The organism is Paenibacillus foliorum (genome assembly GCF_013141765.1).
Taxonomy (GTDB): Bacteria; Bacillota; Bacilli; order Paenibacillales; family NBRC-103111; genus Paenibacillus_S; species Paenibacillus_S foliorum.
Map to the genome: position 1 here is coordinate 23,935 of NZ_WHOD01000100.1, position 26,907 is coordinate 50,841.

25 protein-coding genes are annotated in these 26,907 nt (G+C 45.8%); 21 read left to right on the plus strand and 4 right to left on the minus strand.

Annotated elements, in window-relative coordinates; all coding sequences use genetic code 11:
- Positions 1–287: 287 nt before the first annotated feature.
- Both GC093_RS25895 and GC093_RS25900 read right to left on the minus strand, forming a co-directional pair.
- Entirely contained in the window at positions 288–605 is a 318-nt protein-coding gene (locus GC093_RS25895) for a dehydrogenase (RefSeq protein ID WP_171654815.1), read from the minus strand.
- Between the two features lie 207 nt (positions 606–812).
- Positions 813–1,367: a cupredoxin domain-containing protein gene (locus GC093_RS25900; RefSeq protein WP_312886611.1), complete on the minus strand. Its 555-nt coding sequence runs from the start codon at positions 1,365–1,367 to the stop codon at positions 813–815.
- Positions 1,368–1,523: 156 nt separating this feature from the next.
- Here GC093_RS25900 and uptA point away from each other — a divergent pair, with 156 nt between their 5' ends.
- The 3 genes from uptA to GC093_RS25915 all read left to right on the plus strand — a co-directional run bounded on the left by uptA (position 1,524) and on the right by GC093_RS25915 (position 3,649).
- Positions 1,524–2,129 carry an undecaprenyl phosphate transporter UptA gene (uptA, locus tag GC093_RS25905; RefSeq protein WP_171654816.1) on the plus strand — a complete coding sequence of 202 codons (606 nt, stop codon included), beginning with the start codon at positions 1,524–1,526 and terminating at the stop codon, positions 2,127–2,129.
- Positions 2,130–2,433: 304 nt separating this feature from the next.
- On the plus strand, positions 2,434–3,000 hold the full coding sequence (locus GC093_RS25910; RefSeq protein WP_171654817.1) for a thioredoxin family protein: 567 nt from the start codon (positions 2,434–2,436) through the stop codon (positions 2,998–3,000).
- Between the two features lie 13 nt (positions 3,001–3,013).
- Positions 3,014–3,649, plus strand: a complete 636-nt coding sequence (locus GC093_RS25915; RefSeq protein ID WP_171654818.1) for an MBL fold metallo-hydrolase — start codon at positions 3,014–3,016, stop codon at positions 3,647–3,649.
- Positions 3,650–3,778: 129 nt separating this feature from the next.
- On the opposite strand, the gene GC093_RS25920 is transcribed toward GC093_RS25915, so the two are convergent.
- Both GC093_RS25920 and GC093_RS25925 read right to left on the minus strand, forming a co-directional pair.
- Positions 3,779–4,780, minus strand: a complete 1,002-nt coding sequence (locus GC093_RS25920) for an aldose 1-epimerase (protein WP_171654819.1) — start codon at positions 4,778–4,780, stop codon at positions 3,779–3,781.
- Positions 4,781–4,858: 78 nt separating this feature from the next.
- Positions 4,859–7,672 (minus strand): glycoside hydrolase family 2 protein, encoded by a 2,814-nt coding sequence (locus GC093_RS25925; protein ID WP_171654820.1) that lies wholly within the window; start codon positions 7,670–7,672, stop codon positions 4,859–4,861.
- A gap of 135 nt (positions 7,673–7,807) precedes the next feature.
- Here GC093_RS25925 and GC093_RS25930 point away from each other — a divergent pair, with 135 nt between their 5' ends.
- The 18 genes from GC093_RS25930 (at position 7,808) to dgoD (GC093_RS26015) (ending at position 26,903) form a co-directional block, all read left to right on the plus strand.
- Positions 7,808–8,734: an ArsR/SmtB family transcription factor gene (locus GC093_RS25930; RefSeq protein ID WP_171654821.1), complete on the plus strand. Its 927-nt coding sequence runs from the start codon at positions 7,808–7,810 to the stop codon at positions 8,732–8,734.
- 294 nt (positions 8,735–9,028) lie between these two features.
- Positions 9,029–9,334, plus strand: a complete 306-nt coding sequence (locus GC093_RS25935; RefSeq protein ID WP_171654822.1) for a hypothetical protein — start codon at positions 9,029–9,031, stop codon at positions 9,332–9,334.
- A 487-nt stretch (positions 9,335–9,821) separates the two neighbouring features.
- On the plus strand, positions 9,822–11,009 hold the full coding sequence (locus tag GC093_RS25940) for a Gfo/Idh/MocA family protein (protein WP_171654823.1): 1,188 nt from the start codon (positions 9,822–9,824) through the stop codon (positions 11,007–11,009).
- An 86-nt stretch (positions 11,010–11,095) separates the two neighbouring features.
- Entirely contained in the window at positions 11,096–12,007 is a 912-nt protein-coding gene (locus GC093_RS25945; protein WP_312886612.1) for an ABC transporter permease, read from the plus strand.
- A 12-nt stretch (positions 12,008–12,019) separates the two neighbouring features.
- Positions 12,020–12,898, plus strand: a complete 879-nt coding sequence (locus GC093_RS25950) for a carbohydrate ABC transporter permease (RefSeq protein WP_171654824.1) — start codon at positions 12,020–12,022, stop codon at positions 12,896–12,898.
- Between the two features lie 31 nt (positions 12,899–12,929).
- On the plus strand, positions 12,930–14,507 hold the full coding sequence (locus tag GC093_RS25955) for an extracellular solute-binding protein (RefSeq protein WP_171654825.1): 1,578 nt from the start codon (positions 12,930–12,932) through the stop codon (positions 14,505–14,507).
- A gap of 47 nt (positions 14,508–14,554) precedes the next feature.
- On the plus strand, positions 14,555–15,346 hold the full coding sequence (locus GC093_RS25960) for a VOC family protein (RefSeq protein WP_171654826.1): 792 nt from the start codon (positions 14,555–14,557) through the stop codon (positions 15,344–15,346).
- Positions 15,347–15,447: 101 nt separating this feature from the next.
- Positions 15,448–16,449 (plus strand): C-terminal binding protein, encoded by a 1,002-nt coding sequence (locus tag GC093_RS25965; RefSeq protein ID WP_171654827.1) that lies wholly within the window; start codon positions 15,448–15,450, stop codon positions 16,447–16,449.
- Positions 16,450–16,493: 44 nt separating this feature from the next.
- A complete protein-coding gene (locus GC093_RS25970; RefSeq protein ID WP_171654828.1) occupies positions 16,494–17,540 on the plus strand; it encodes a LacI family DNA-binding transcriptional regulator in 1,047 nt (348 codons plus the stop codon).
- Positions 17,537–17,887: a sugar phosphate isomerase/epimerase family protein gene (locus GC093_RS25975; protein WP_246315318.1), complete on the plus strand. Its 351-nt coding sequence runs from the start codon at positions 17,537–17,539 to the stop codon at positions 17,885–17,887. Before GC093_RS25970 ends, GC093_RS25975 begins: the two co-directional genes overlap by 4 nt.
- A 283-nt stretch (positions 17,888–18,170) precedes the next feature.
- On the plus strand, positions 18,171–19,001 hold the full coding sequence (locus GC093_RS25980) for a sugar phosphate isomerase/epimerase family protein (RefSeq protein ID WP_171654829.1): 831 nt from the start codon (positions 18,171–18,173) through the stop codon (positions 18,999–19,001).
- Entirely contained in the window at positions 18,998–20,068 is a 1,071-nt protein-coding gene (locus tag GC093_RS25985; RefSeq protein WP_171654830.1) for a Gfo/Idh/MocA family protein, read from the plus strand. Before GC093_RS25980 ends, GC093_RS25985 begins: the two co-directional genes overlap by 4 nt.
- Before the next feature lie 256 nt (positions 20,069–20,324).
- Complete coding sequence (locus GC093_RS25990) at positions 20,325–21,437, plus strand: LacI family DNA-binding transcriptional regulator (RefSeq protein ID WP_171654831.1); 1,113 nt, start codon at positions 20,325–20,327, stop codon at positions 21,435–21,437.
- Positions 21,397–22,530, plus strand: coding sequence for a galactonate dehydratase (gene dgoD / locus GC093_RS25995; RefSeq protein WP_171654832.1), 1,134 nt, complete (start codon positions 21,397–21,399; stop codon positions 22,528–22,530). Before GC093_RS25990 ends, dgoD (GC093_RS25995) begins: the two co-directional genes overlap by 41 nt.
- Before the next feature lie 61 nt (positions 22,531–22,591).
- Complete coding sequence (locus GC093_RS26000; RefSeq protein WP_171654833.1) at positions 22,592–23,962, plus strand: ABC transporter substrate-binding protein; 1,371 nt, start codon at positions 22,592–22,594, stop codon at positions 23,960–23,962.
- Between the two features lie 66 nt (positions 23,963–24,028).
- Complete coding sequence (locus tag GC093_RS26005) at positions 24,029–24,907, plus strand: carbohydrate ABC transporter permease (RefSeq protein ID WP_216624815.1); 879 nt, start codon at positions 24,029–24,031, stop codon at positions 24,905–24,907.
- A complete protein-coding gene (locus tag GC093_RS26010) occupies positions 24,897–25,736 on the plus strand; it encodes a carbohydrate ABC transporter permease (protein ID WP_171654835.1) in 840 nt (279 codons plus the stop codon). The genes GC093_RS26005 and GC093_RS26010 overlap by 11 nt, the downstream gene beginning before the upstream one ends.
- Before the next feature lie 30 nt (positions 25,737–25,766).
- The gene (dgoD, locus tag GC093_RS26015; protein WP_171654836.1) at positions 25,767–26,903 is read left to right on the plus strand and encodes a galactonate dehydratase; all 1,137 of its coding nucleotides are present in this window, start codon (positions 25,767–25,769) and stop codon (positions 26,901–26,903) included.
- Positions 26,904–26,907 lie beyond the last annotated feature (4 nt).

A 26,907-nucleotide genomic window follows, 5' to 3' on the forward strand; every position in this document is an offset into this window, starting at 1 on the left:
AGCATTATGCAGAAAAACCGAGAGATAACGGAACTCGCTGTTCCGTTATCTCTCGGTTTGTTATGCTTTCTTTGGTGATAGAGGAAAAATTACTTCCGCTAGTGTTCGTCACTTTCGTGGATGCAGCATGGCTATTTACAAGGACACCAGGTTTCCTCTCGGATCTAGCTTATAACATCGGTGCCAACGTATGGAATCGTACTTGCACATCGCACATCGCACATCGCACACAGCACATCGAGCATCACACATAAAGGACCGGTACGATGGTCCCTTGATTGTTTGTCTCACCCGCCGAACGAGTCGCGGAACGCTTTAGCCAGCAGAGGCGGGTCAACGGACCACAATTCTGCGATCTCCGGACACACGTTTTCATCCCACCAGTCTGCAAGCAGCTTGCGGTTGCTGCCATTCTCTACAATCCACAGCAGATTAAGCGCTACCTTCTTGAAATAGAGCTCATCGGCTTTTTCGACCAGCTCGGGGGCGATCCACTTGTTGATTTTTTTGCGAGTACGGTAGAGCTCACGGCTGCAGGAACGCCTAATTTTACGTGCTGTAGGTAATTCTTGCTTATGCTTCATATTGTTGTTCATAGGATTCATGATATATGTCGACTCCTTCCATACACTATGGTATGCGGGAGAGGCGCCCGATGAAACTGTCTCCGCCTGCAAAAGAATAACCCCAACGCAGTGGTAACGCGGGGGTTTGGTGGGTTTTGTAAGCAACTAAAAGCGGGCTGTTCATTTTAAATCCACTGCTCGTATGCTACTCATATGCTTAAAACTTTAAGCCATTAGCTTAAAGTTTTAAGCATCGACAACAATGTAACCGACCATAGGTCCGTTATGTGCAATATCCGGGTGGGTCAGGCAAATGATGCGATACGTACCAGGCTTGTCAGCCTTGAAGGAAACTACCGTTTCTTTACCTTTTTTCACCTCGCCTTTAATGCTTAGACCATCGATGATAAAAGGGTGGTTCGTACCGTTTACGCCGAAGATACTTAAGTTGATTAGCTCACCTTGTTTGACGTGAATGGTGCCTGGGTCCCAGCGATAAGCCTCAATTGGTTTACCGTCTGCTCCTGTTGTTTTGAATTCACCTGTAACAATATTTATGGTTCGGCCTTGTCCCTGTTCACTTACGGAAAGGCTAGCTTGCTTCACAGTCCCATTCATATTGCCGCTCACTGCTTTGTTAGCCTCGTTCACTTTGCTTGAGGGCCTTGAAGTCTCGCTGTAATCGCTTCCGCCTCCACTGTGACCCCAATACCATGCGACTCCTATCGCGCCCACTGCCATGAATGTAATAATAGCCCAGTTGCGAATTTGCTTTTTACTGATTATCACTACCTTGGTCACCCGCCATCCCCACCTTTACTAGTTTGTACTAATGTATGCTCTGGCTTGTCTCTTGATGCTTGTGCGCTGGTTGGAATGAATGAATATATGATAGAATAAGATTGGTTAGAAAGCAGGGTCTTTGTCCCCGAAAAGAGAGGAAGATAGTAGCTAAATATGTTACATGATTTGGTTCGCAGCGCACTTTTATTTATTGAGGGCTTAGGTGTTTGGGGAATTTTGCTTGGTCTCATGCTCGAAGTGATTCCAAGTGAGCTGGTGCTGTCCTTTGGCGGCTATCTGGTCTCGCAGGGCAGTATTACTTTTGTTGGAGCCATTATTTTTGGAACCATGGGCTGCGTCCTGCAGCAAATTATTTTGTATTGGATTGGACGGTATGGCGGTAGACCCTTTATTGAGAAATACGGAAAATACTTAGGAGTGAAAAAGAAGTTCCTGGATATCGCCGAAGGCTGGTTTAACAAAAATGGTCCTATTATGGTGTTGACGGCGCGTTTCGTCCCTGTAGTCAGACAAGCTATTTCCATTCCTGCGGGTATGGCGAAGATGCCGATGCTTCAGTTTCTATTCTATACAACGATTGGAACGATTCCCTGGGCTATTTTATTCGTGTATTTGGGACGAACGCTTGGATCGAACTGGGAGCAAATCGATGATTTGGCAGCTCCTTTAATGAAATACTTTATTATTGGTGCCATTGTCCTCATTGTGCTTTATGTGGCATTTAAGCTGCTCCGACGTAATAAGAATGGTAGTAAGTGAGGACAGTGAGTACTTAGAGTAAAAGTTCACCAAAGTCAGCTTCTTAGCACCGAGAAGGCTGCGAGAACCTGAAAGAATGAGGAAAAGCAGCGTTCAGGCAAATCTCTAAATGAGCACCGGACTTCGAGGGTGAATGCAAGATTTGTTGACGAGTAAGCTCTTAGGTATCTTGTGATCAACAGGGGGCTTTTTGTATCGACCTCTAAAGGGCAGACAACTGCAGTTACTACGCTGCTGCATTGCTTCAGGCCCTTTTTTTCTATACAATACTAGATATACCCAATTATAAGGAGGCCATTATTCAATGAGTACAAACTTGTCCGCTAAGCTTCGCACTGGCTTAAAGCCACAGCAGTTTATTGACGGTATGACGAAGAACCAGGAAAAATTCGTGGAGTGGTATGACGCTTTTTCATGGGAAAACGAGGATGACAAGGAGTTTTTCGATTCCTTGAACAACCGTGATGATTTGCGCTGCTTGATTCTGATGGCTGACTGGTGCGGAGATGTGGTACGTAATGTGCCCGCTGTATTTCGTGCGCTAGAGAATTCTGGCATTCCGGTTGAAGTATTGATCAAGGAAGAGCATCCGGATGTTATGGCTCAATTTCTAACTGGCGGCGGAGAAGCGATTCCAATTGTTATTTTTACTGATTTCAGCGGCCATGTTCTGGGACATTGGGGACCTCGTCCTGAGAAGGTTCAGGCGGTTATGAATCAGTTTAAGAAGGAAAACCCGGACCGTCAGGCTCCGGATTATAACGAGAAGATTCAGGTTGCGCGCCAAGAGATGGGACGCCAATACGGAGAAGGTACTGGCTACCAAACCGTCATCGTGAAAGAGCTTCGCGACCTGTTATCTTCTTTCTAAAGGCGGCTGAAGCATGAGCTTGGAAGGAATTAAGATAGAATCATTCTCATTAGGACCCTTGCAGACCAATGCCTATTTGTTGTCGAGACCCGATGAGAACAAAGGGATCATCATCGATCCTGGTATGAATCCGAAGTCGCTGCTGAAACGAATTGACGGCATGGAGATTGAGGCCATTCTGCTGACGCATGCTCATTTCGACCACATCGGCGGTGTTGGTGAAATCCGCAAGCTGAAGAGCTGCCCGGTCTACCTGCATGATGCGGAAGCGGATTGGTTGACCAATCCGAACCGCAATGGCTCAACCAAGTGGCCGGAGCTGGGCGGTCCTATCGTTACTGATCCAGCCGAATATGCTTTGGATCAAGGACAAGTGCTCAAGATGCTGGGCCTTGAGATCAAGGTGTTCCATACGCCGGGTCATTCGCCTGGAAGCGTCAGCTTCTTGGTAGGTCCGCATCTGTTCGGCGGCGATGTGCTGTTCCGACTCTCTGTTGGGCGTACCGATCTGCCAGGCGGCAGGAACGAAGAACTGATGGATTCGATTCATGGCACGCTGTTCAAGCTGCCTGATGAGACCATTGTCTACCCCGGTCACGGGGGAAAGACGACCATTGGCTATGAACGTGAGAATAACCCTTACGTTTAGAGGTGCTCCACGCTTATTATTGAATAAGTTGCCAAAGACTCCAACGTTATTGCCACATCCGGCAGTAACGTTGGAGTCTTTGTGTTTCAAGCATTTGAGGCTAGCGAACGCGCGGCAGAGCCGCGGCAACTATTTCTTGATACAATACAGCCGACTCGTTGCCTCCCAAATTTCTCCTGATTCGAGGCCTATTAAGCCGATATCTTCTGCAGGGAGCTGCACGCTTGGCGCATTAACGAGATTAACCTGCGGTTCTGGGCAAAAGAACCCTTCCGTCGCATTATTGTTCCAAATCATCCACTGCTTGTAGGCAGTACCAACGTCATACACCAGCGTTACTTGGTTGCGGGTGTCGGTCAATTCCATTCGGTTGCGTCCGTTTTGCGGTACAGCTGTGTAGTGATTATCCATCGATTCGAAAAACGGCGAGAGGCCGCCTGCTTTCATCTTCTCCTCATTCTCTGTGAGCGGCTGAAACTTGCCTGTCGGCAGCATTCTATCGTTAAGCTCCCAGCGCTGCCCGGTCGTTAATCTGAATTCATAGTCGGAAGCGGTGCTGTTCGGAGCAAATGGTGCATTGATAGCAGTGTGAAAGGCTAACAGGCAAGGCATACTATCTTTTCCGTCGTTTTGCACAATGACATGCTGCAGCAGTCCTGATTCACTTAAAGTATATTTTAGCTTAATGGTGAAGGAGTGGGGGATGAAGGAGTAGACAGAATGCCCCTCACGAACCTTAAGTGATAAGGTTACACGGCTTTCCGTTTCATCTGCACCGTAATGCTCCACCTCCCAAGGGATATTATGTACGAATCCATGGAGATGGTTGCCGGTAGCCGCTTCATTCACAGGAAACTGGTAGCACTTGCCGTCCCAAGGGAATTTACCATCCTCAAAACGGTTAGGTGGGAATAACACGGGAATTCCATGTGCATAAGGTATTTTCTTGAAGTCTTCCATTTCTTCTGCAGAAGGCTCCCGCAAAAATTGATATTCATTCTTCGTATCGCGAAACGCAATGAGATTAGCGCCAACTGCCGGCAGAACAGTCGCCTCATAGGGCCCGGCTTTAAGCCAAATCGCTTGCTCCTGATGATATAACCCTTCATAGCTTTTATTAATAGTAACCATGATTCCTCCTTAATGATTCGGAAAGATAGAGTTCAACTTGTATTAGAATACCACAAGAAGAACTCCTATAGGGTCTGATTATTTGTAGTTTACCAATATATCGATCGGGTAACGTCCAGCGTTACGGCCGTATAGACATAACCCTCCAGATTCCTCCGGTAATCCGGCAGGTACCTCCAGCTTCAATCGGAACGAGCCTTTCTCTATGATATTCGGCATCATCCTGCTGGGGATACGGATACGCTGCAGATAGCCGTAGGAACCGGCTTCATCCAGCTTGCGGTCATCCTGCTGATAATGCCAGGACAGCACTCCGCGGCTGTCAGCAGGGTCATCCGGCAGCTGCAATAGCTCTACGGGTTGACCGTCGACATATACTTGCACGGTGCTGGAATGTTTCTTAGCATCCGTCATATAGTAGGAGTTCAAGTTCATGCCTGGATCGGCTTTCCTTCCATGCATATAGGAGATATCGACGGTTGGATCGTCGATCAGCTTTTGATCTTTGGCAAGCAGCAGCTTAGCTCCGGCCTCCAAATAAATATCCATATCACCGAAGCTATTGAAGCGGGTTAAGGAAGAAATATCGATATCGTATTCGAAAAAACCACCATCGTTATTGCCGCTTCTATTGCTGCCGTTCACCTTATGGTCGTTCAGAGCCTGCCAAGTGTAATCCCACTGTTTGCCCAGCGAGGAAGCCGGGGCTACCTGAAGCCACTGACCCTCTAGGGTATAAAGCCCGCCAGCTACACCGCTTCGCACATCGAAAGTGATGAAGTTGCGGGCGACCGCTGAACGGATAGCTGAATACGCAGGGTCCTTTAATTCAATGGCCAGTATGGCAACCGCATCTGTCAGCGGCATTTGCACTTGTAATTGAGGCAGCTTGGTTACACCGTATGTATTCCAGATCACGTCTTCAATACCTTGGCTGGAGACAGTTTTGCAGCCCAAGCTGTCATACCACAGCTCCCATGACAGCTCCATAGGTTTGCCATGATAGGTATCGGCGAAGCTGGAAACCGCAAGCGGTACGCTGACCACTTGACCACTGTCGACTGTAGCGCAAGGCGGAGCATCTATAACTACAAAGTCAGGCCGATGCAGGTCATACAGGCTCATTCCTTCGATAAAGCCTTCATAGCCGAAGTCTTTATCTGAATCATCAATCCGGTAATAGCCGTTGAATTCATTGGTTACATCTTTGAATTCGGTGAACACGAAGCCGCAAATTTTATCATGTCGGCGGAATTCGTTCAGCATGTACCTGTATTGCCAGGCTAGATCGCTGTCCCCTGCACTTCCTTCAATGCCCCACACGGCCCCGCATTCGCTGTTCATTAGCGGCGCATCGGATTGCCGGTGTTCATCGATATAGTTCCAGCTGGAGCCGGGATAGGTGCTTTGCACTGCATGTTCAATGTGGTCTCGGACAAGCTCGTAGCCATTCAGGTAAAAATGCCATGTATTCAAGTCGCTCTCCACATGGTCGTAGCGGCAGGGGGAATTGTCCTCGACCAGACGAGTCGGGTCTACAGACTTAGCCCATTCGTATATTTCCTTAACCCACTGCTGGGTTTCCGGTTTAAAGGTCTTATCGTTCCCAGACGCCCCCTCTGTTTCATGCAGCAAGCCCCATGTTTCATTGAACATAACCCAAGAATAAACGGACGGATGATTCCAATCACGATAAATGGTTTCCTGTGCTTCCGGTTTGTAGGCTGATTTTGCTTGGTCATCGGGAGTTCCCCAGAAGCAGGGCATATCCTCCATAACTAGCATCCCTAATTTATCTGCCCAATACAGCTTGCGCGGCTCCTCCGGTTTGATGTGAATCCGCACCATATTGAGGCCAAGCCGCTTCAAGCGATAAATTTCATCACGCATTTCTTCATCCGTCGGATAGGTAAAGAAACCGGTTGGGTGGAAGGATTGATCCAAAGTACCGTTCAGAAAAATCGGCTTTTCGTTCAATGTAATCCAGCGTGATTCCAGACCCTCTTGTTTAACTGTTCCGACCGTGCGGATTCCGAAATAGGTAGCGATGTTGTCGATATTGTTTATGCTGCTTTCCGTTGAGCTAATGCCGCCAAGACCCTCGCTGCTGCTTTCCAATGTAATCATGCCTTCATACAAATGAGGCGTATCCGGACTCCAAAGTTGAGGCTCAGTCACTTGGAATGAGGTATGAAAATGCTGCACTCCTTGCTCTAAGTTGAGCTCTAAGGAATGCTTGACCTGTCCTTCGTCAAAAGCAAACGACAGAACGGCATCTCCTTCGGAGGAGGCATGGATAACCCCCAGAACTTCAATGGTTCCATCGAGATGGGTAGTAAATTGCACCCGCTGTACATAATTGTCGGGACGGGCCTCAAGCCATACGGTTTGCCAGATGCCTCTAATTTCCCCGTAGCCTTGTTTACCCCGTGCTTGGTACGGCTCGTCATTGTCTTCAACGCGAACGACAAGGAGATTATCCCCATTGCGCATCCATGCTTCCGTCACATCAAATTCAAAGCTGCCATAACCTCCGCTGTGCCTGCCGACATGGATTTGATTGACCCATACATCGCAATGATAATCGACAGCACCGAAGCGGAGAAAGATCCGGCCTCCTTGCTGAGTGGGAATCCAATTGATGGTTCGGCTGTACCAGCCGGTTCCCAGGACATTTTCCCCGATACCGGATAAAGGGGAAACCCATGAAAACGGTACCGTAATTTCATTCGGGAAAGCCGTAGTTGATCCGTTAAACCATTGTTCAGCTACTCCTTTGTTATCAGGATCGAAGCCAAATGACCAGCTTCCGTTCAGATTCAACCAATCCGTTCGCTGCCAATCAGGTCTAGGGAATTCAGGACGTGGAATAGCCGTTTGGGTAAGAAGCATAAGAGCACAACCTTTCCTTGCTTATTTGATATATAAATAATACAATTTACATTATAATAATACAATAATAATATTTATTTTTAATAATTTACATTGTGATATTGCAATATCGTTTGAAGGGAGCAGAAGTTAATTATGGCAGAACCGACGGATACTATGAGACGAATTCCCGCACACCAAATTCAAGAGGTAGCGAAAGCGCTAGCGGGAGATTTGCGGTTGCGTATTTTGGAAGCATTGGGGGAGCGGCCCAAGAGCATTACTCAGCTAGTCGAGGAGCTGGGCGTCGCACAGCCGACGGTCTCGATTAATGTACAGGCTTTGGAGCAGGCAGGGCTGTTAACATCCTCACAGGGAAGCGGCAGGGAAAAGATTTGCGCGCGCACATTGGATAAGCTGCTATTTGAGCTGCCAATGCGTCCGGGGGAGGGTTTGCATGAGGTAGAGGAATTATCGATGCCGGTAGGACTTTACACCGATTGTGAGATTGGGCCACCTTGCGGCTTGTACGGCTTGGAAGGGAAGATTGGCTGTCCGGACGATCCGCGTGCATTCTATATGCCAGAACGTGTGCAGGCTAATATGTTATGGTTTAGTGAGGCAGGTTATGTCGAGTATTCATTTGCCAACCCCCTGCCCAAAGGAATTCCGCTGCAGCAGCTGATGCTAAGCGCAGAGCTTTGCTCGGAAGCGGAGGGCTATAATCAAGAATGGCCGTCCGACATATCCCTTAGCATTAACGGTAAACCGATAGGGACATGGACATGCCAAGGTGATTTTGGAGACAGGAAAGGGAAGCTATCCTCCAACATTCCTTTGGGGAGCTCACAGTACGGTTTGCTGACAGAGTGGAGCATAAGTGAAGAAGGAAGCTGCATTAATGGGGAGAAATCAGCGGAAACCGTACTAAGTGACTTGAACCTGCAATACAATTGCCCGATTAAGGTTAGGTTGGAGGTACGTGAGGATGCTATGAATTGTCGGGGGTTGAACCTGTTTGGCTCCGGTTATGGGGATCATCCCCAGGATGTAAAGCTTCGTTTTGTGCGTACAGCTGATTAAGCAGATTAAAGAAAGGGGCTGTCTCAAAAGGTCATGAAATGACCTTTGAGACAGCCCTTTCTTTGCTTTAACATATACCGAAAGAAATCATTTTCAATAATGTGAGCTGTCTTGTAAGCGTGATAAGTTCCTTTTGGGACAGCCCTTTTCTTGCTAGGCAACATAACGCTGGGGCAAGAGTCTATTTTTTCCTATATGGGTAAATACCGTGTTCCCAATGGGTGATTCACCATAGACTATGGATGTGTTCATCAGGAACATATGCCTTACTAATACACGGAGGTGTCCAATATCATGGAGAAATACAAACCGATGCAAATGCCTATGCACCATGTGCAAATGCCTGCGCCAAACATGTCCGCACCAAATATGCAAATGCCTGTAATGCAAATGCCAAACCAGGCACCGATGCCAGTCCATCACATCACCGCACCCATCAATCTTCACGCCAGCTACGAGGAAATCAATATTTACGAGCCGAAAAAAGAGCACCATCATGGTCACGGTCATTACCATAAGCCGGTAGGGTGGTCATCAGTGGGAACCATTCTGGTTCTGTACATCCTGCTTGTGATTATTCTTCGCAGCACATGCAAATAACCGTCCAGTAGACACAATGCTGTTTTAGAGCAAGTCTGCTGCCATGATGGGAAGGCTCCTTACTGTTATTCGGGTGGGAGTAGGGAGCCTTTCGCGGGTGGCTTACATAGGAAATGGCCTTACAAAATAACGGTTATTGGAAAATCATTCGGTATCGAAAAAGTTATAATTGACAGCGAGTTGTATTAACGTTAATATATCGTTATAAAGCTTGTGTTAACGTTAATACAATTAACAAAATTGAGAAAAGGATGCATGGCTATTAAACGGTTTCAAGGATAACGGGCCTTGGTGAGATTCAAGCTTACCGTACAAGTCACAACTCAATTACAAGCAGAGGTTAATTCGCTATGTTCAAGATGTTTAGTGGCTAAATGTAAGCGCTGTTATAACTATTTACAAAAAAAGAAGTCACAGGGTCATCCAAACTGTGGGACTTGCAACGGCTCATATCATGGTTATGGAGAGCTTAAAAGGAGTGTACAAATTGAAAAAAATTATCGTAGGCATAATCGGCAGCGGATTTTCCGCTTCGCTGCATGCAGAAGCTCTTCAAAAGGTGTACGGCGTTGAAGTCGTCATCAAAGCGGTTGCCGGGAACAGTAGGGAGAAAGCGGAGGCTTTTGCCAAAAAACATCACATTCCCGTCGTCTATGCGACTTATCGTGATCTGCTGGAGGATGAAGAAATTGATGTTGTGGACTTATGTATCCCAAATGTGATGCACGCTCAAATAGCTATTGAAGCAGCACAAGCTGGAAAACACATCATTTGTGAAAAGCCGATTACCGGATTTTTCGGTTCTCGTGAAGATATGAACGATCAAAAGGAGCAATATTCCAAGTTAGCTTTGGAAGGGGCTTTGAAATCAACCGACGATATTCTTAAAGCCGTGGAACAGAATAAAGTCAAATTTATGTATGCGGAGAATTGGATTTATGCTCCATCGGTTATAAAAGCCAAGCGGCTGCTGGAAGCCGGAAGCGGTACTATCCTTGACATTCGTGCGGAGGAAAGCCATAGCGGCTCCCATGCCAAGGCTTCCAAGCGATTGGAAACAGCCGGTGGCGGGTCATTGCTTATATTAGGTTCCCATCCGATAGCAGCTGCGATTCATCTCAAAAACTTTGAAGGTAGGCTCAAAGGAGGGAAACCGATCAGGGTTCAGTCGGTAATAGCAGACACTTCTCCCATTACCCAATCCCCTGCATTCCAAGCTGAGGAGAAACATTGGGTTGTTACAGATTGGGTCAATGTGGAAACCTGGGCCAGTATCATTATGACATTTACGGACGGAACCAAGGCGGTCATTTTTGCCTCTTTTGCCGTATTAGGCGGGATCAGGAACGTGCTGGATATTTACACCTCCAATTCGGTTATCAAATGCAACATGACACCCAATGACGGCTGTATGATATACGCTCCTCATCCTGATATTTTCGAACAGGAATATATAGCCGAGAAGCTTGAAACGAAAGCGGGTTGGAACTACACGACTCCCGATGAGGATTGGATCAGGGGATATCCGCAGGAGATGCAGGATTTCATGGAATCGATCGCAGAAGATAGAGAACCGGTATCGGATGGTCAGCTCGCGAGGGATGTCATCGAAGTTATTTATTCGGCTTATGTGTCTGCCGAAACCGGCATGAGGGTAGAGCTTGCTGCACAGTAGAGACGAGAAGCTATCTTGATAAGAGGGAGGTTTTTCCGGTGATAACAAGCCGACCAATCAAATCTAATGCCACAGCCGCCAACAGGGTGAAGAAGAGTTATCTTTTATCCAATTTCAAGAAATATCATATGCTGTACCTTATGTCCATACCTGGAATGCTGTACTTCATTGTTCTCAAGTATGTGCCGCTGGTAGGTTCAATAATAGCGTTTAAGCAATACAACATTTTCAAGGGTATATTCGGCAGTCCCTGGGTAGGGCTCAAACATTTTCAAGATATGTTCAGCAATCAGGATGCTTTCAAAATTATAGCCAACACCTTCATCATTAGCATGTATGATCTGCTTATTGCTTTTCCTGCTCCTTTAATTGTCGCTTTATTACTGAATGAGCTGCGTCTGGTCATTTATAAGCGCATCCTGCAAACCGTCATTTATATGCCCCACTTTTTATCATGGGTGATCATAAGCGGTATATTTATCGGCATTCTATCGCCTACCACCGGAATTGTTAACGGTTTCATCAAATGGTTGGGTTATGAACCGATTTATTTCATGGGCTTGGAATCTTTTATACGCCCCATTCTCATATCAACCGGTTTGTGGCAGGGGGTAGGCTGGGGAACGATTATTTATTTGGCGGTGCTGGCCGGGATTAACCCGGAGCTCTACGAAGCGGCCAAGGTAGATGGCGCCAATCGTTGGCAGCAGACGCTTTCCATTACATTGCCGAGCTTGCTTCCGACTTTTACCATCCTGTTCCTGCTTCATATCGGACATTTCCTGGATTTCGGCTTCGAAAGGGTGTATGTGTTTCTAAATCCTCTAAACCATGTGCCTGGAGATATCATCGATACTTACATTTATGAAGTCGGTTTGCAAAAATCGCAGTACAGCTTCACTACGGCGATAGGACTTTTCAAATCGATTGTCGGGCTCGTTCTGTTGTTACTAGCAAATCTACTAAGCAAAAAGGCTACGGGAAATAGTCTATATTAAGGTGGTATACACATGGAAATCCGAAACAGCTTCAGCAGGAATGTATTTAATGTATGCAATGTTACTCTGTTGACCGTATTATCGCTCAGCATGCTGCTTCCTTTTTTACATGTAATAGCCAAATCCTTCAGCAGCTCCAACGCAATTATAAAAGGGGATGTCATCTTCTGGCCCGTAGATATCACATTGAATAATTATTCTTATGTTTTCAGCGACGTATCCATTTGGAAGGCATTTGGAGTATCGGTATTCATTACAACGATTGGAACGCTGATAAACTTGATTGCTACTGCAACGTTTGCTTATCCATTGTCCAGACCGGAATATATGGGACGTAAGTACATGCTGATGATGGTGCTGTTCACCATGATTTTCTCAGCACCGTTAATTCCTACTTACTTGGTTATTAAGTCGCTTCATTTGGTGGATACGATATGGGTAATGATTGTTCCAGGCTTGATCAGCGCATTTAATTTCTTCGTTATGAGGTCGTTTTTCGCTGACATTCCTGGTGCCCTGATCGATTCCGCTAGAATTGACGGCTGCTCCGAAGGCGGCATATTAGTGAAGATTGTGCTTCCTTTATCCAAACCGGCGATTGCGACCATGGCGATATTTTATGGAGTGAGCCATTGGAATAGCTATCAAACTGCCTTGTATTATTTGAACGATCGTACCCTTTATCCGCTTCAGCTCAAGCTTCGACAAATGATCGTCAATCAGGAGTTGTCTAATGCTGCGAATTCGTCCTTTTCCGATATGATCGTCCAATCACCAGAAGGCATACAGATGGCAACCGTCATCGTGGCTACTGTGCCTATTCTGCTTATCTACCCCTTGCTGCAGCGCCATTTTACCAAGGGCATGATGATCGGTTCGTTAAAGGAATAGGATTCTAATAAAAAAAAGGTGGGAACGATGAATGAGAGTTCAATTGGTCAAAAAAGGATTGCCGATCACCCTAAGTACCATGCTAGCCTTTACTGTAGTTGCTGGTTGCAGTGATGCAACAAAGCCTGCCGCTGGGACGACCGCTCCCAAGGCTTCGAATGAGGTAGTGCCTATCTCGATGGCTTTGCGAGTCTACGCTACATATGTCGAAAAGATTCCAAGCCTTAAAGATGACCCCTATTTCAAGAAGCTGGAGGAACTGACGCATACCAAGCTGGATATCAAATATTTAGCGAAGGAAACCGGTGCTTACGGTACCAAGCTCGATTTGATGTTCGCTTCGGGGGATATACCTGATGTCGTGCAAACCTCGGGTGGAGGTTATACGAATGAAAATGGGCAGTCGCTGGTGCAAGCTATTGAGGCTGGCACGTTCCTACCACTGAATGACCTAATCGATAAATATGGACCTAATCTCAAAAAAAGGATTCCGGAAGCAGCATGGGAAGAACAGAAATTCAGCGATGGCAAAGTATATTCGCTTCCTGAGTTTCTCTCCAATCCGAGCAGAAAGGCCACGATCATCCGCAAGGATTTGTTGGATAAAGCGAAGCTGCCCGTCCCTAAAACTGTTGATGAATATTTAAATGTCCTAAGAGAATTTAAGAAGATGGGGTTATCGCAGCCATTTGTGGGACGAGAGAAATTTAATTTTTCCGATATGTTCTTAGGGGCTTACGACGTCATGCCGACTCAATGGACGTTAGGTCCAAACGGCGAGCCTATTCCTAAATTTTTCGATGTAGCTAACATGGAAAAGGCGATTGGCACTTACAAAACGATGTACAATGAAGGCCTAATGACCAAAGATTTCGCTACCCAGCAGTTTGCCGATTACAAAAGGGCGATCATTACAGGCCAAGGCGGCTTATTTACTGCCAATGCAGCTGATATTCTGAGCTATGATGTGCAATTAAAGCAAAATGTGCCTGACGGCAAGCTGGAAATTATCCCTTCACCTACAGGTACCGACGGTAAGGGAGGCAGTACGCTGAGCAGTACAGTCATTCGAGGTTATATGATCAATAAAAAGGCGAAAAATCCGGAACGCATTATTCAATTTTTTGATTGGATGCTATCGGAAGAAGCCGATAATTTCTTCTCCTACGGGATTGAAGGAACCGATTTCACTAAAGATAACGGAAAAATAAATTACAAGCTGCCCGTTACGACAGATGAAGCAGGCAGAGAGGATTGGCGCAAAAACGATTTCTGGCTGCTCCATGATGCCACTTACAATAAAAAGCTGCTTGAGCTGACTCCGGATGGTCAGGCGGTACTGGGTAAATTTGATAGCGTCATGTCAAAAGAAGGACGTGACGGGATACGCTGGAAGGAAGAACCCAAAGCTCTGTCTACGACTCCAGACCTGCAAATGAGCTCTATCCCTAAGCTGCTGAACGAGCGGATGGCTAAAATGATCATTGATCAAGAGCCGTTTGGTTGGCAGAAGGTTGTAGACGAGTGGAAGAGCAAGGGCGGCGATAAAGCGTTGAAGGAAGTAGCTGAGACCTATAAACGCGGAGAATTCTTAAAACCAAGGCGGTAGTACTTAATTTTCATATAGATCATACCCGATACTAGGAGGCAGAGAAAATGATTACTGAATTGAACCATGTTGGTATTGTTGCTGGAGATGCGGAAGAAAACATTAAATTTTATGTGGATATTCTCGGTGGAAAGATAGTTAATGAGAGCTATATCCCAGGCAATAACACCAAGTGTATTTACGTACAGCTGGGCAGCGGAATGATCGAGCTATTATGCCGGCAAAATGAGGCGGATCGCGTTAATTTGGGGCTGAATCATGTTTGCTTCCTTACGGACGACTTGGATGGCGATTATGAAAAATTGCTTGCAGATGGCTTTGAATTTCAATTCGCACCCAAGGTAGCCGGATCAGGAGATGGCAGACTGACCTTCTTGACGGATTCCATCGGGACTCGCGTTGAGCTTATACAAAGAGATAATACGTATCGAGTTGCTGACATTGGAGGCCGTGTGCTTGGGTTTGATCATATTTCCTTATCGGCTCACGATCTTGAGGCTGCGGAGCAGTTTTACTCGGAGAAGATGGGTATGAAGGAGCTTATCCGTATGAAGGTGGAGGCAACTGAGCTCACCATGGTTTACCTGAATCTTGGCTATGATGTGATCGAGTTGCTGAATCGTCCTAATCAACAGCCTGTATCTCCACCGATTGGACATATCGCATTGAGAGTGGATAATGTCGATGAGCTGAGCGAATATTTCGTTTCGCAGGGCTTGGAAATACTTCCGGGCTTTCCGAAAACAGCGGGTACAGGGATTGGTAGAATTACAATGGTCAAAGACCCGAACGGTGCCAAAATCGAGTTTGTAGATCGCAAGGATCTGAGAGAGCTATAGGGTTATAAAGAATCCATTACAGTGACAGCATAAACAGGCGTGCAGCTATAACCATACGGTTATAGCTGCATTTCAACATAGGGGAGGGAGCTGAATACGTTATGGCTAAATATAAAGTAGTTATTACTGATTATGAATATAAAAGTCTACAGATTGAGCAAGACGTATTGGATCAGCTGGATATTGAGTTTATTACTTCAGCACAATGCAAGACGGAAGAAGAAGTTATTGAACTAGCACGCGATGCAGACGCTATCCTGAATCAATATGCGCCAATAACGGAAAAGGTCATTCAGAATTTGAATAATTGCAAGGTTATTTCTCGCTATGGTGTAGGTGTCAATACGATTGATCTCGATGCTGCGACCCGGAAGGGAATCGTTGTAGCCAATTGTACCGATTATTGCATTGATGAGGTTGCGGATCATGCTCTTGCGCTTTTATTGGCGTCCACTCGCAAGGTTTCATTGCTTGATGCCTACATTAAACGGGGAGTGTGGGAGTACAAAAGGGCGATACCGATTTACCGATTGAGAGAAAAAGTATTAGGTCTGGTGGGCTTCGGAAAAATCCCTCAGAATTTATCTCTTAAAGCGAAGGCTCTCGGCTTACAAGTTAAAGCCTATGATCCTTTTATTACAAGTGAAATTGCATCGAAATATGAGGTTGAACTTGTCGACTTGGATACATTGTGTCGAACATCGGATTTCATCTCTGTTCACGTTCCGCTAACCCCGAAGACACAAGGGCTTATCAGCACAAAACAATTCAGCGAGATGAAACGGGAGGCTATAATCATCAACACTTCCAGAGGGCCTTTGATCGACGAGCAAGCGATGATCACAGCGCTGCAAAGCTCCCGAATCGCGGGTGCTGCTCTGGATGTGCTTGAGCACGAACCGATTAAATCGGATAATCCGCTGCTGGAAATGGAACAGGTAATACTGAATCCTCACGTTGCTTGGTATTCCGAAGAGTCAGAAAGGGAATTGAAAGGCAAAGTAGCGCAAAATATCGTAGACGTGCTCTCTGGCTTTTACCCTCGTTATCTGGCGAATGCCAGCGTCAAAAGTAGCTTAACCCTAAAAGAACGAAGCAGCTAATTATACTCCAAGTATGTTTATAAATAGAATTCAGGTGATTAATGATGAACCAACGAATAAGACAACAAGATATAGCAAAGAAATTAGGCGTTTCAATTAACACGGTTTCCTTAGCTTTAAAGGACAGTGGCCGAATTAATGAAGACACTAAATTGAAGGTTCAAGAAGTGGCAAAGGCACTCAACTATATCCCTAATTCGATCGCCCGTTCCCTAGTACAGAAGAAAACCTATGTTATTGGATTTATATTGCCGAGCATCACAAACCCTATTCAAATAGAAACAGCCCAAAATATTGAAAGTAAATTGTTAGCAAATGGCTATAACATGATGTTAATGACCAGTGATCACGATAAGAACTATGAAACCAAAGCTCTGGACATTTTGCTGTCACGGCAAGTTGACGGAATTTTCCTATTTCCAACCGATATACAAGACCAGAGGAAAAATCAGGAAAAGATTAAATCCATTAGAGATGCGAATTATCCAATTATCCTTTTATCCGGTGGGAACTTTATTCTACCGAGCGATTCCGTGTATATGAATCAATATCTCGGTGCTTATAAAGCAACCGAGCATTTGATAAACATGGGCAATAAAGATATAGCTTTAATCTATGGGGGTACAAGAAATACAGAGAAGCACCGAGGCTACATCGCTGCACTGAAGGAAAGTAATCTGGAATACAATCCGAATCAGGTTGCAACTGTACAAAATTCCAGCTATGAACAAGGCTATCGTGCCGCATCTCAAATTATAAAAAACGGATCTGTTACGGGCATCCTGGCATCTGGTGATTATTTGGCCCTTGGCGCACTTCGTTGGTGCAGAGAACAAGGTCTGAGGGTTCCTGAAGATGTAGCGATTATAGGCTTTGATGATTTGGAAGCTTCCCGATTTGCGGAGATTCCTCTGACTACCATAACCTACAAGGTTGAGGAATTAACTACCCAAGCTACCGATCTTTTATTCTCATTGATATCGAATCAGGAGAAGCTCACCTGGATAGAACCAAGAAGGTTTGAAATCGAGCCTACGTTAGTAATTAGAGAATCCTGCGGATTTAAAAAAAGGAGTGAAAGATTATTATGAAAATAGCGGCACAGCTTTATACGGTACGCGATTATTTGAAAACACCTGAGGACATGGCAGAAACGCTTCGAAAAGTAAAAGCAATTGGCTACAACGCGATTCAGGCTTCTGGAATGGGTCCCGTTGGAGACAGAGAGTTTAAGGAAATGGCAGATCGTGAAGGACTAACCATCTGCGCGACCCATATTCCGTACGCTGACTTAACGAATAATTTGGATGCAGTTATAGAGAGGCATTTAATTTGGGGATGTAAATATGTGGGGTTGGGCGGTATGCCGAATGAGTACCGAACCAGTAAAGAGGGATATGTAAAATTCGCAAAAGAAGCATTGGAGAAGGCAATATGAATTTCTCACGGATTTGGAAGGCTTGTGAAGAAACAGGTGTGGAATGGGGGCCTGTTGAACAAGATCGATGTTATGATCGTAATCCCTTCGAATGCTTGGAGATAAGCTTTAATAACTTGAAAAAGATTACAGAAGGATAGGATATGTTTTATGAGCAGCGTTGGACGAATTCTATAGCTAACGAGGGATGCAAGATGTATATTAAAACTGAACGAAGATTCGAGGAACGTCTTGTTTAGCACGGGATACAAATTCCAAATACTGCGAAAAGGGGAAATACAAAATGAAGCTTTCGTTTACTACTCTTGGGTGTCCAGAATGGCATTTGGATCAAATAATTAACAATGCATCGGAATACGGATTTGACGCTATCGATTTTCGGGGATTGAATGGTGAAATGAATGTCTGGAAGCTGCCGGAGTTATCAACGAATGCGCAAGAATCACTTGCTCGCATTACGGACGCCGGGTTGAAGGTATCCTGTTTTTCCAGTTCCGTGCAGGCGGTATCAGTAGAAAAATACGAACAAAATATTAATGAAATCAAAGAATATGCCCGGTTATGTGAAATTTTCGGGACCCCATACATACGGGTATTCGGCGGTAAAATTGGGGATCTGGACCGAGCCGAAGCTACTCGTTTAATCGTAAAGCACTTGAAGGAAATGGCCCAAATCGCTGCCGCTTCTGGAGCCAAAGTATTGGTGGAAACACATGATGATTGGACCGATTGCCGTTATATGCAGCCGGTGATGGAGCAGGTTAACCACGAGGGTGCCGGTGTTCTCTGGGATCTGCACCACCCGTACCGTACAATCGGTGAGCAGCCTGAAGCTACATGGGACGCTTTGGGTCAATGGATTCAATATGCTCATGTCAAGGATTCGGTTAAAGTGGACGGAACAGGTCGCAGACATCCTCATCGATACGTCCTTAATGGCCAAGGCGAGATTCCTTTGAAGCATATGTTTCAGCTGCTTAAAGACAAAGGGTATGAAGGTTATTATGTGTATGAATGGGAAAAGGCTTGGTATCCTGAAGAATTGGAAGAACCTGAAGTGGCTTTCCCCCAATATGTGCAATATATGAGAAATGCAGCGGAGGAGCTGCGATGAGTAAAATACGAGTCGCTATTATTGGTCAAGGCCGCAGCGGATTGAACATTCATACGAAAACGTTAAGCGATATGAAAGAGCAATTTGAAATTGTGGCAATAGCGGACGCGATACCGGAAAGATTGGAGAGAGCAGAGCGGGAATATGGCTGCGATGTCGTTTCGGATTACAAGGATCTAATTGGCCGGACGGATATAGACTTAGTTATTAATGCTGCCCCGAGTCAGCTGCATGTTCCGGTGACTCGTTTATTTCTTGAAAATGGAATGAATGTGGTTTGCGAGAAACCTGTTGCCCGAACGGTTGCCGAATTGGATATGTTAGCGGAAACGGCAGAAAAATCGGGCAAGCTGCTGGTTGCTTTTCACCAAAAACGGTATACCCCCGGTTTTATGAAAGTGAAGGAAATTATAGATTCTGGAGACATCGGCAGGGTGATTCATGTCAGTATCGTTGATAGTAATTTCTCCCGTCGGTGGGATTGGCAGACGCTGCAAGCGAACAATGGTGGCAACCTGCTGAACAACGGTCCGCATTCGGTTGATCAGGCCCTGCAGATTTTTGGCACGGATGTGATGCCGAATGTCACATGCTTCATGGATAGAGCCAACACCTCTGGCGATGCCGAAGACTATGTAAAGGTGATTTTGCATGGGAAAGGCCGGCCTGTTATTGATATTGAGGTTTCCTCCTGCAATACGTATTCCAGCTACACATACCATATTCAAGGTACCAATGGCGGCATCAAAGGTACTACAACCCATTTGGATTGGAAGTATTTCAAGCCGGAGGAAGCGGTAGAGCATAAGCTGGATACGCAGCCGATTTCCAATGAGCAAGGGGAGCCTGCATATTGCCGGGAACAACTGAAGTGGTATGAAGAAAGCTGGGATTTTTCAGGGGATCCGAGTACTAAGGAATTGATGAGCACCATGACGGAAACCTTTTATAAGATGCTGTATCAAACGATGGTCCATAATGCTCCATTGGAGGTTACCCTCGACCAAGTCCGCCAACGGATTGCTGTTATTGAGGAATGCCACAGGCAAAATCAGATGCAGGAATAAAGTATTCAAGCATAACGAGGTGACACACTCGAAAAGGATCAGAAGAAGGCTGCCGATCGGCAGCCTTTTCTCTCTTTTAACTCATAGCCTTCCATAGCCATGAACCTGGCGGCAATTGTCCGCTAGTTTTTTTGCATTTTTAGCTTTCCTGTTTATCCCAAATTTTCCTTGACAGGAAAAGCATGGGTTTAGTATTATAGGTTCTGAAATCGGTTTTAGAAATCGGTTTTAGAAAACGGTTTTAGAAAGGTGTAACATGACGACTATTGATGATGTTGCGAAATTGGCAGGTGTTTCCAAGAGCTCCGTTTCCAGAGTTATTAACGGTAACTTCCAGTACATGTCTGAAGAGATGAGGGGGAAAATAGAGCAAGCCATCAAGGATTTGGACTATAGACCTAACTCAGTTGCTCAGAGCCTGAAGAAAAAGGAGACCAAAGTAATCGGACTCGTTGTTGGCGATCTGAACTCCTTTTGGTCCGTAGCCTTAAGGGGGGTGCAGGAAGAGTGCATGCGCAACGGATACGGGCTTATGGTCAGTGAATCCGCATGGGATCCGGAAAGAGATTTAGCCAATATACATATGATGAAAAGCAAGCGGGTAGACGGACTTATAGTCAGTCCAATCCGTCAACATAAGCAAGTCGATGACTTATTAAACTCTTTAGATATTCCTTATATATTCGCAGACAGCACATGGGAAGAAATCGTTACAGACCAAGTGGTCACAAATACTATCGCGGGAGCCGTAGAAGCCGTAGAGCATCTCATTCAACTGGGGCACAGCCGGATCGCGACCATATTGTTTACTTTAGAAAACTCTGTGCGCAAAGAAAGGCTTGAGGGTTACAAAAGGGCTCTGCAAAAGCACGGCCTGCCTTTGGACGAAACGATTATTAAAATATGCAAGGCCGGTAAAGGAACCGGGGTAGAGGCTGTAATCGAGCTATTACATATGCCGGATCGCCCTACAGCTATTTTTTCCACCAATATGCATTTAACTTTGGATGTGCTTAAAGGAGTCAGAATGGCAGGATTGGATGTGCCCGGAGATATCTCGGTTGTAGGGTATGATGATTCCGAATGGGCGCCATTGCTGGATCCTCCACTGACCACAGTGGCTGTTCCGGCATTTCAGATGGGGGTGAAGGCTGCATCGCTGCTTATTCAGAAGCTTCAGAACAAGAAGCCGAGAAAGCCGAAGAAAATTGAAATCATGCCTAAGCTGATGATCCGCCACTCGGCCACTCAGTTGAATCAGAGCAGGAAAGCCGATGAGTTGCCGGTTGTTAAGCTATCCGACCATACTTTAACGAAGGAGAAATCAAATGAAAATCACCAAACTGGAGCTAATTCACGTAAGGCCTAGATGGTTGTTTCTAAAAGTACATACAGATGAAGGGTTGGTCGGCTACGGCGAACCCATTGTGGAGGGCAGAGCCAAAACGGTTGAAACGGCTATTCATGAGCTGGAATCCTATTTAATAGGAGAAGACCCTCTAAAAATTGAGCATCATTGGCAAGCGATGTACAGAGGTGCTTTTTACCGTGGGGGGCCGATACTTGTGAGCGCTATCAGTGGGATCGAGCAGGCTCTTTGGGATATAAAGGGAAAATTTTATAATATGCCTGTGTATGAAATGTTAGGCGGTGTATGCCGCAATAAAATTCGTATGTACGCTCATTGTCACGGCAACACAGTCGAGGATTCGGTTCGTACCGCTCTCCGCCGCAAGGAGCAGGGCTTCACGGCAATTAAGATCGGACTCGATGCTCCTGTGCAAATTGTAGATAATCTAGCGTACTTAGAACGACAGGTCGAAAGACTGGCCTCGATCCGTAAGGCTGTCGGTAAAGAAATGGATATCGCGATAGATTTCCATGGACGTGTCAGCCCTGCTATGGCGATTCGTTTAGCAGCTGCCTTTGAACCGTATTATCCGATGTTTATAGAGGAGCCCTGCTTGCCGGAAAATGTGGATCAAATGGTCAAAATATCCCAATCAACCACAATTCCAATTGCTACCGGAGAACGGTTATTTACGAAATGGGGATTCCGCGAATTAATAGAAAAGGGAGCGGTTGCGATAGTTCAGCCGGATTTGTGCCACGCCGGAGGAATCTTCGAATCCAAGAAGATAGCAGCCATGGCAGAGAGTCATTACGGGGCTGTAGCTCCTCATAATCCTCTCGGTCCGATCTCTCTTGCAGCCTGCTTGCAATTGGATACATGCACGCCCAACTTCCTTATACAAGAGCATCCTACCATAGATGACCAATCCGATTTAGGTGTAGGCTTTCTGAAGAAGCCATTCCAAATTGAAAACGGTTACATCCAAATTCCCGAAGGGCCGGGCTTAGGGATTGAGATTGATGAGGAAGCATTGAAGGAGAAACAATACGAAGGCAACTGGGATACACCGAGATTGTACCATGAGGACGGTTCTGTAGCGGATTGGTAGGTGGCAAACCCGCCTGTCTGCTTCAAAATATAAATTTAAGGACGAAACGGGAGGGTTTACAATGAAAAAAGCTTTAAAAGGATTGACAGCGCTTGCAATTTCGACATCAATGATGGCTGCAGGCTGTTCAACACAAGAAAGCAGTGCCCCATCCAGTAGTCAACCCAGCAGCACAGGCGGAGAACAACCAAAGACTGCGGCTCCGGCGGCAGCGAAAAGCAATGAACCGATTACGTTGAAAATTATTTCCCCGACCGTGGTGGAAAAGCCTGAAGGTGATGTCGAAAAGAAATTCGCTGATGACTTCATGGCCAAAAATCCTAATATCAAAATCGAATTTATTGGCGTTCCGATGAACGATGTTTACGGCAAGATCATTACGATGGCTACAGGCGGCGACATGCCCGACATTTTCGTGAATAGTCCTGAATTTTATGCTAAAGCTTACGAAATGGGTTTGACGGAAGATATGAATACACTGCTGGGCGCGGACTATGTGAAGGGCTTCCATCCAGCGACATTGAAGGAAGCTATATTTGATAATAAACTGCAGTATGCTCCGTTCTTTACGATCCCTACGGGCTTGCTATACCGCAAGGATTGGTTGGATAAGGAGGGTATCAAGCCGCCGGAGACTTGGGATGAGTTTATCGAAGCCACCAAGAAGCTGACGAAGGATTCCGACGGGGATGGAAAGAAAGACCGTTGGGGCTTTGCATTGGTAGGTTCTAAAAACGGCTCTGGCGGCTCACGGTTTATTCCGATCATGCGTACGTTCGGAGCAACGGAATTGGTGCAGAACGATAAAAAGGAATGGACGACTCAATTCGCTTCACCTGAAGCTGTTCAAGCGTTCCAGCTGTACGGCGATTTGGTGAATAAATATGATGTTGTGCCTCCAGGCCCCTTGCAAACCTCTTATGCGGAAGCCGTAAGTCTGATGGCTTCGGAGAAAGCAGCCATGATGGTTACAGGTCCGCATTCCATTGGTGCCATAATAAAGCAAAATCCGGCGTTGGAGGGCAAGCTTGCGGGTGTGCCGCTGCCACATGCGCCAGGGAAAAGCCCGGTTTCTTTCTTAGGTATGCTTGGCTTCTCTGTTTCCGCCAAGAGCAAGCATAAGAAAGAAGCTGCAGACTATGTGAAGTTCATTTTGGAGAAACAAAATCAGCTGGAGTGGAATAAAGTGACAGGACGCTTCCCGACCCGCCTTGATGCGAGTGCGGATTCACAGATCAAAAGCCCAGCGCTTGAGGGCTTTCTAAAGGCGATGGATTATTCAGTTCAGGTGCCTGTCGTTCCTTACTACGCTAATGTACAGGTTGCTGCAGCAGAAGCTTATCAAGCCGTTATCACCAAGCAATCCAGTGCCGAGGATGCCGCCAAGAAAGCCGCAGCTGCAACACAGAATGAAATCAAAAACAATAAGTAGCAGGGTGTTTTATAGGGAAGAGCCAACCGGCTTTTCCCTAATAAAACGAAGAAGAGGAGGGTCATGGTGAGAAGGTCATACGCATATCAAACTCCTTGGCCGGGGTATTGGTTCATCCTGCCGGCTCTTCTTACGATGCTGGCTTTAATCGCGTATCCGTTAGTGTTTGGAGTATTTATAAGCGGATACGATACGAATCTCATTAACAAGTGGAAATTAGTCGGTTTCCAGTACTATACTCAAGCTTTATCGGATCCTGAGTTTTTTCATAAAATAGGGCTGACCTTCAAGTTCGCTTTTTTAGTCGTCATAGGTAACATGTTTGTTGGAACGCTGCTGGGTATCTTGTTGAATATGAAGATACGGTTCCGGTTGTTCTTCCGTGCCGTGCTTATATTGCCGTGGCTTTTTCCGGAAGTTGTGGTTGCTCTGCTATGGAAATGGATGTATAACCCGCTGTACGGTCTGTTTAATTACATATTACAAGGGATGCATCTTATTACAAACCCCATCCCATGGTTGGACGATCCGGGATTTGCCATGGTTGGAGTTGTCATCGCATGTATTTGGAAGGGTTATCCGTTGGTTATGATCCTGATTTTGGCCGGATTGCAGTCCATATCCAAAGATTTGTACGAGGCAGCGGAAATCGATGGAGGCAATAAGTGGCAGTTATTCCGAAACATTACTTTGCCTGGCCTTATGCCTGTATTGCTAGTCACCTTAATCTTGGAAACTGTCTGGTGGTTTAAGCATTTTACAATCATTTGGTTATTGACGGCCGGAGGTCCGGTTGATGCTACCAGCGTGATCAGTATTGATATTTATAAGATTGCCTTCCAGGATTTCCGTTTCGGAAGAGCGTCGGCGATTGCTGTCCTCGTGTTTATCATCTGTTTCATTGTTAGCTATCTGTACAGGAGGTTCATGGCAGATGATAAATAAAAAGCGTCTTTTGCTGCAAAATAGTATATCGTATGCGATCTTAGTGCTGGTAGGTATTTCGGTTCTGATCCCGGTTCTTTGGATGCTGTCAACTTCATTGAAGAACGATACCGAAATATTCACGATCCCGCCAAGATGGATTCCCTTGGAGGCAACCATCGTTCCTTATCAACGAATATGGACCGATTATCCTTTTGCCCGGTATTTTATTAACAGCTTTGTTGTGGTATCCGTATCCACTTTAATTTCTCTAGCCTTCTCCTGCTTGGCCGGATATGGTGCTTCGAGGTTTCATTTTAAAGGCAAGGGAATGTTTCTGACCTTTCTGCTGGTTACCCAGATGTTTCCGTCCATCATGCTGTTGATTCCATTTTATAAAATTATCCAAACTCTCGGACTCATTAATACCCATACTGCACTCATAATGACGTATATATCATTTACTATTCCGTTCTGCTCGTGGATGATGATGGGTTACTTTCAAAGTATTCCGAAAGAGCTGGATGAAGCCGCGGCTATCGATGGCTGCAGCCGGTTCCGGACGTTTGTGCAAATCGTGTTTCCACTCAGCTTGCCTGGAGTTGCGGCAACTTCCATCTATTCGTTTATTACGGGCTGGAATGAGTATATGTTCGCACTAGTCTTGACTCAATCCGAAACGATGAAAACCGTACCTATCGGGATAGGTCAGCTCATCGGGCAATACAAAATTATGTGGAACGATATGATGGCGGCATCGCTTGTGGCCATTATTCCACTTACGATCATCTTTTTGTTCTTCCAAAGGTTTCTAATAAGCAGCTTAACTGCCGGAGCGGTCAAATCCTAGATTGTTACAGGGGAAAGGATGAGTGGGACTATGAAAATTACAAAAATGGAAGTTATTCATGTGAAACCAAGGTACTCATTTCTGAAAATAGTTACGGATGAAGGTATTACAGGTATCGGGGAGGCTTGCTTGGAAGGGAGAGCGCGGGTCGTCGAGATGGCCATCCAAGATTTTGAATATATGCTACTTGGTCAAGACCCGAGAAATATCGAGCATTTGTGGAATTTAATGTACCGGGGAACCTTTTATCGTGCCGGAGCCATTATGTGCAGCGCCATTAGTGCAATCGACCAGGCGTTGTGGGATATTTTGGGAAAAAGCTTAAATGTCCCGGTATATAAACTGTTAGGTGGAGCGGTGCGGGATAAAATTCGCGTCTACAAGCATGTAAATACTGATGAAAAAGTAACCACAGATGATATGGAAAGGTTTATTGGGCTCGCTAAGAAGGCGGTTCAAGAAGGATATACGATGATCAAAACGGCTTTGCCCGGACCGGCTCATATCCTTGAAACGAAGGGCTTCATCGACCGACAGGTTCAAAGGGTGGCAGCTTTGCGCGAAGCGATCGGACCGGATGTCGATTTCGGCATCGATTTTCACGGCAGAGTAAGTCCGGCGCTTGCCATGCAGCTAATTAAAGAGTTCGAGCCGTTCAAACCGATGTTTATCGAAGAGCCTTGCCTGCCCGAGAATGTGGATACGATGGTGACAATCGCGCGTTCGACTACAATTCCTATAGCTACTGGAGAAAGGCTGTATACACGGTGGGGCTTTAAGGATGTATTGGAAAAGCAAGCTGCAGCCATCCTGCAGCCCGATCTTGCTCATTGCGGAGGCATTACGGAAGCCAAAAAAATTGCAGCGATGGGAGAGGTGTATTATACGGGCTTCGCTCCGCATAATCCGCTCGGGCCGGTTAATTTGGCAGCAAGCATCCAATTGTCAGCAACGGTTCCAAGCTTTGTAGCTCAGGAGCAGATTACACTCGGTGAAGGGCTGATTAAACAGCCGTTTGTGCTGAAGGATGGTTACGTTGACCTTCCGACGGCTCCGGGACTGGGTGTTGAGCTAGATGAGGAGAAGATTGCCCCATTGCGGTATTCCGGAGATTGGAAGCTGCCGTACTGGATTCATGAAGACGATCATTCGGTTGCTGATTGGTAATTTA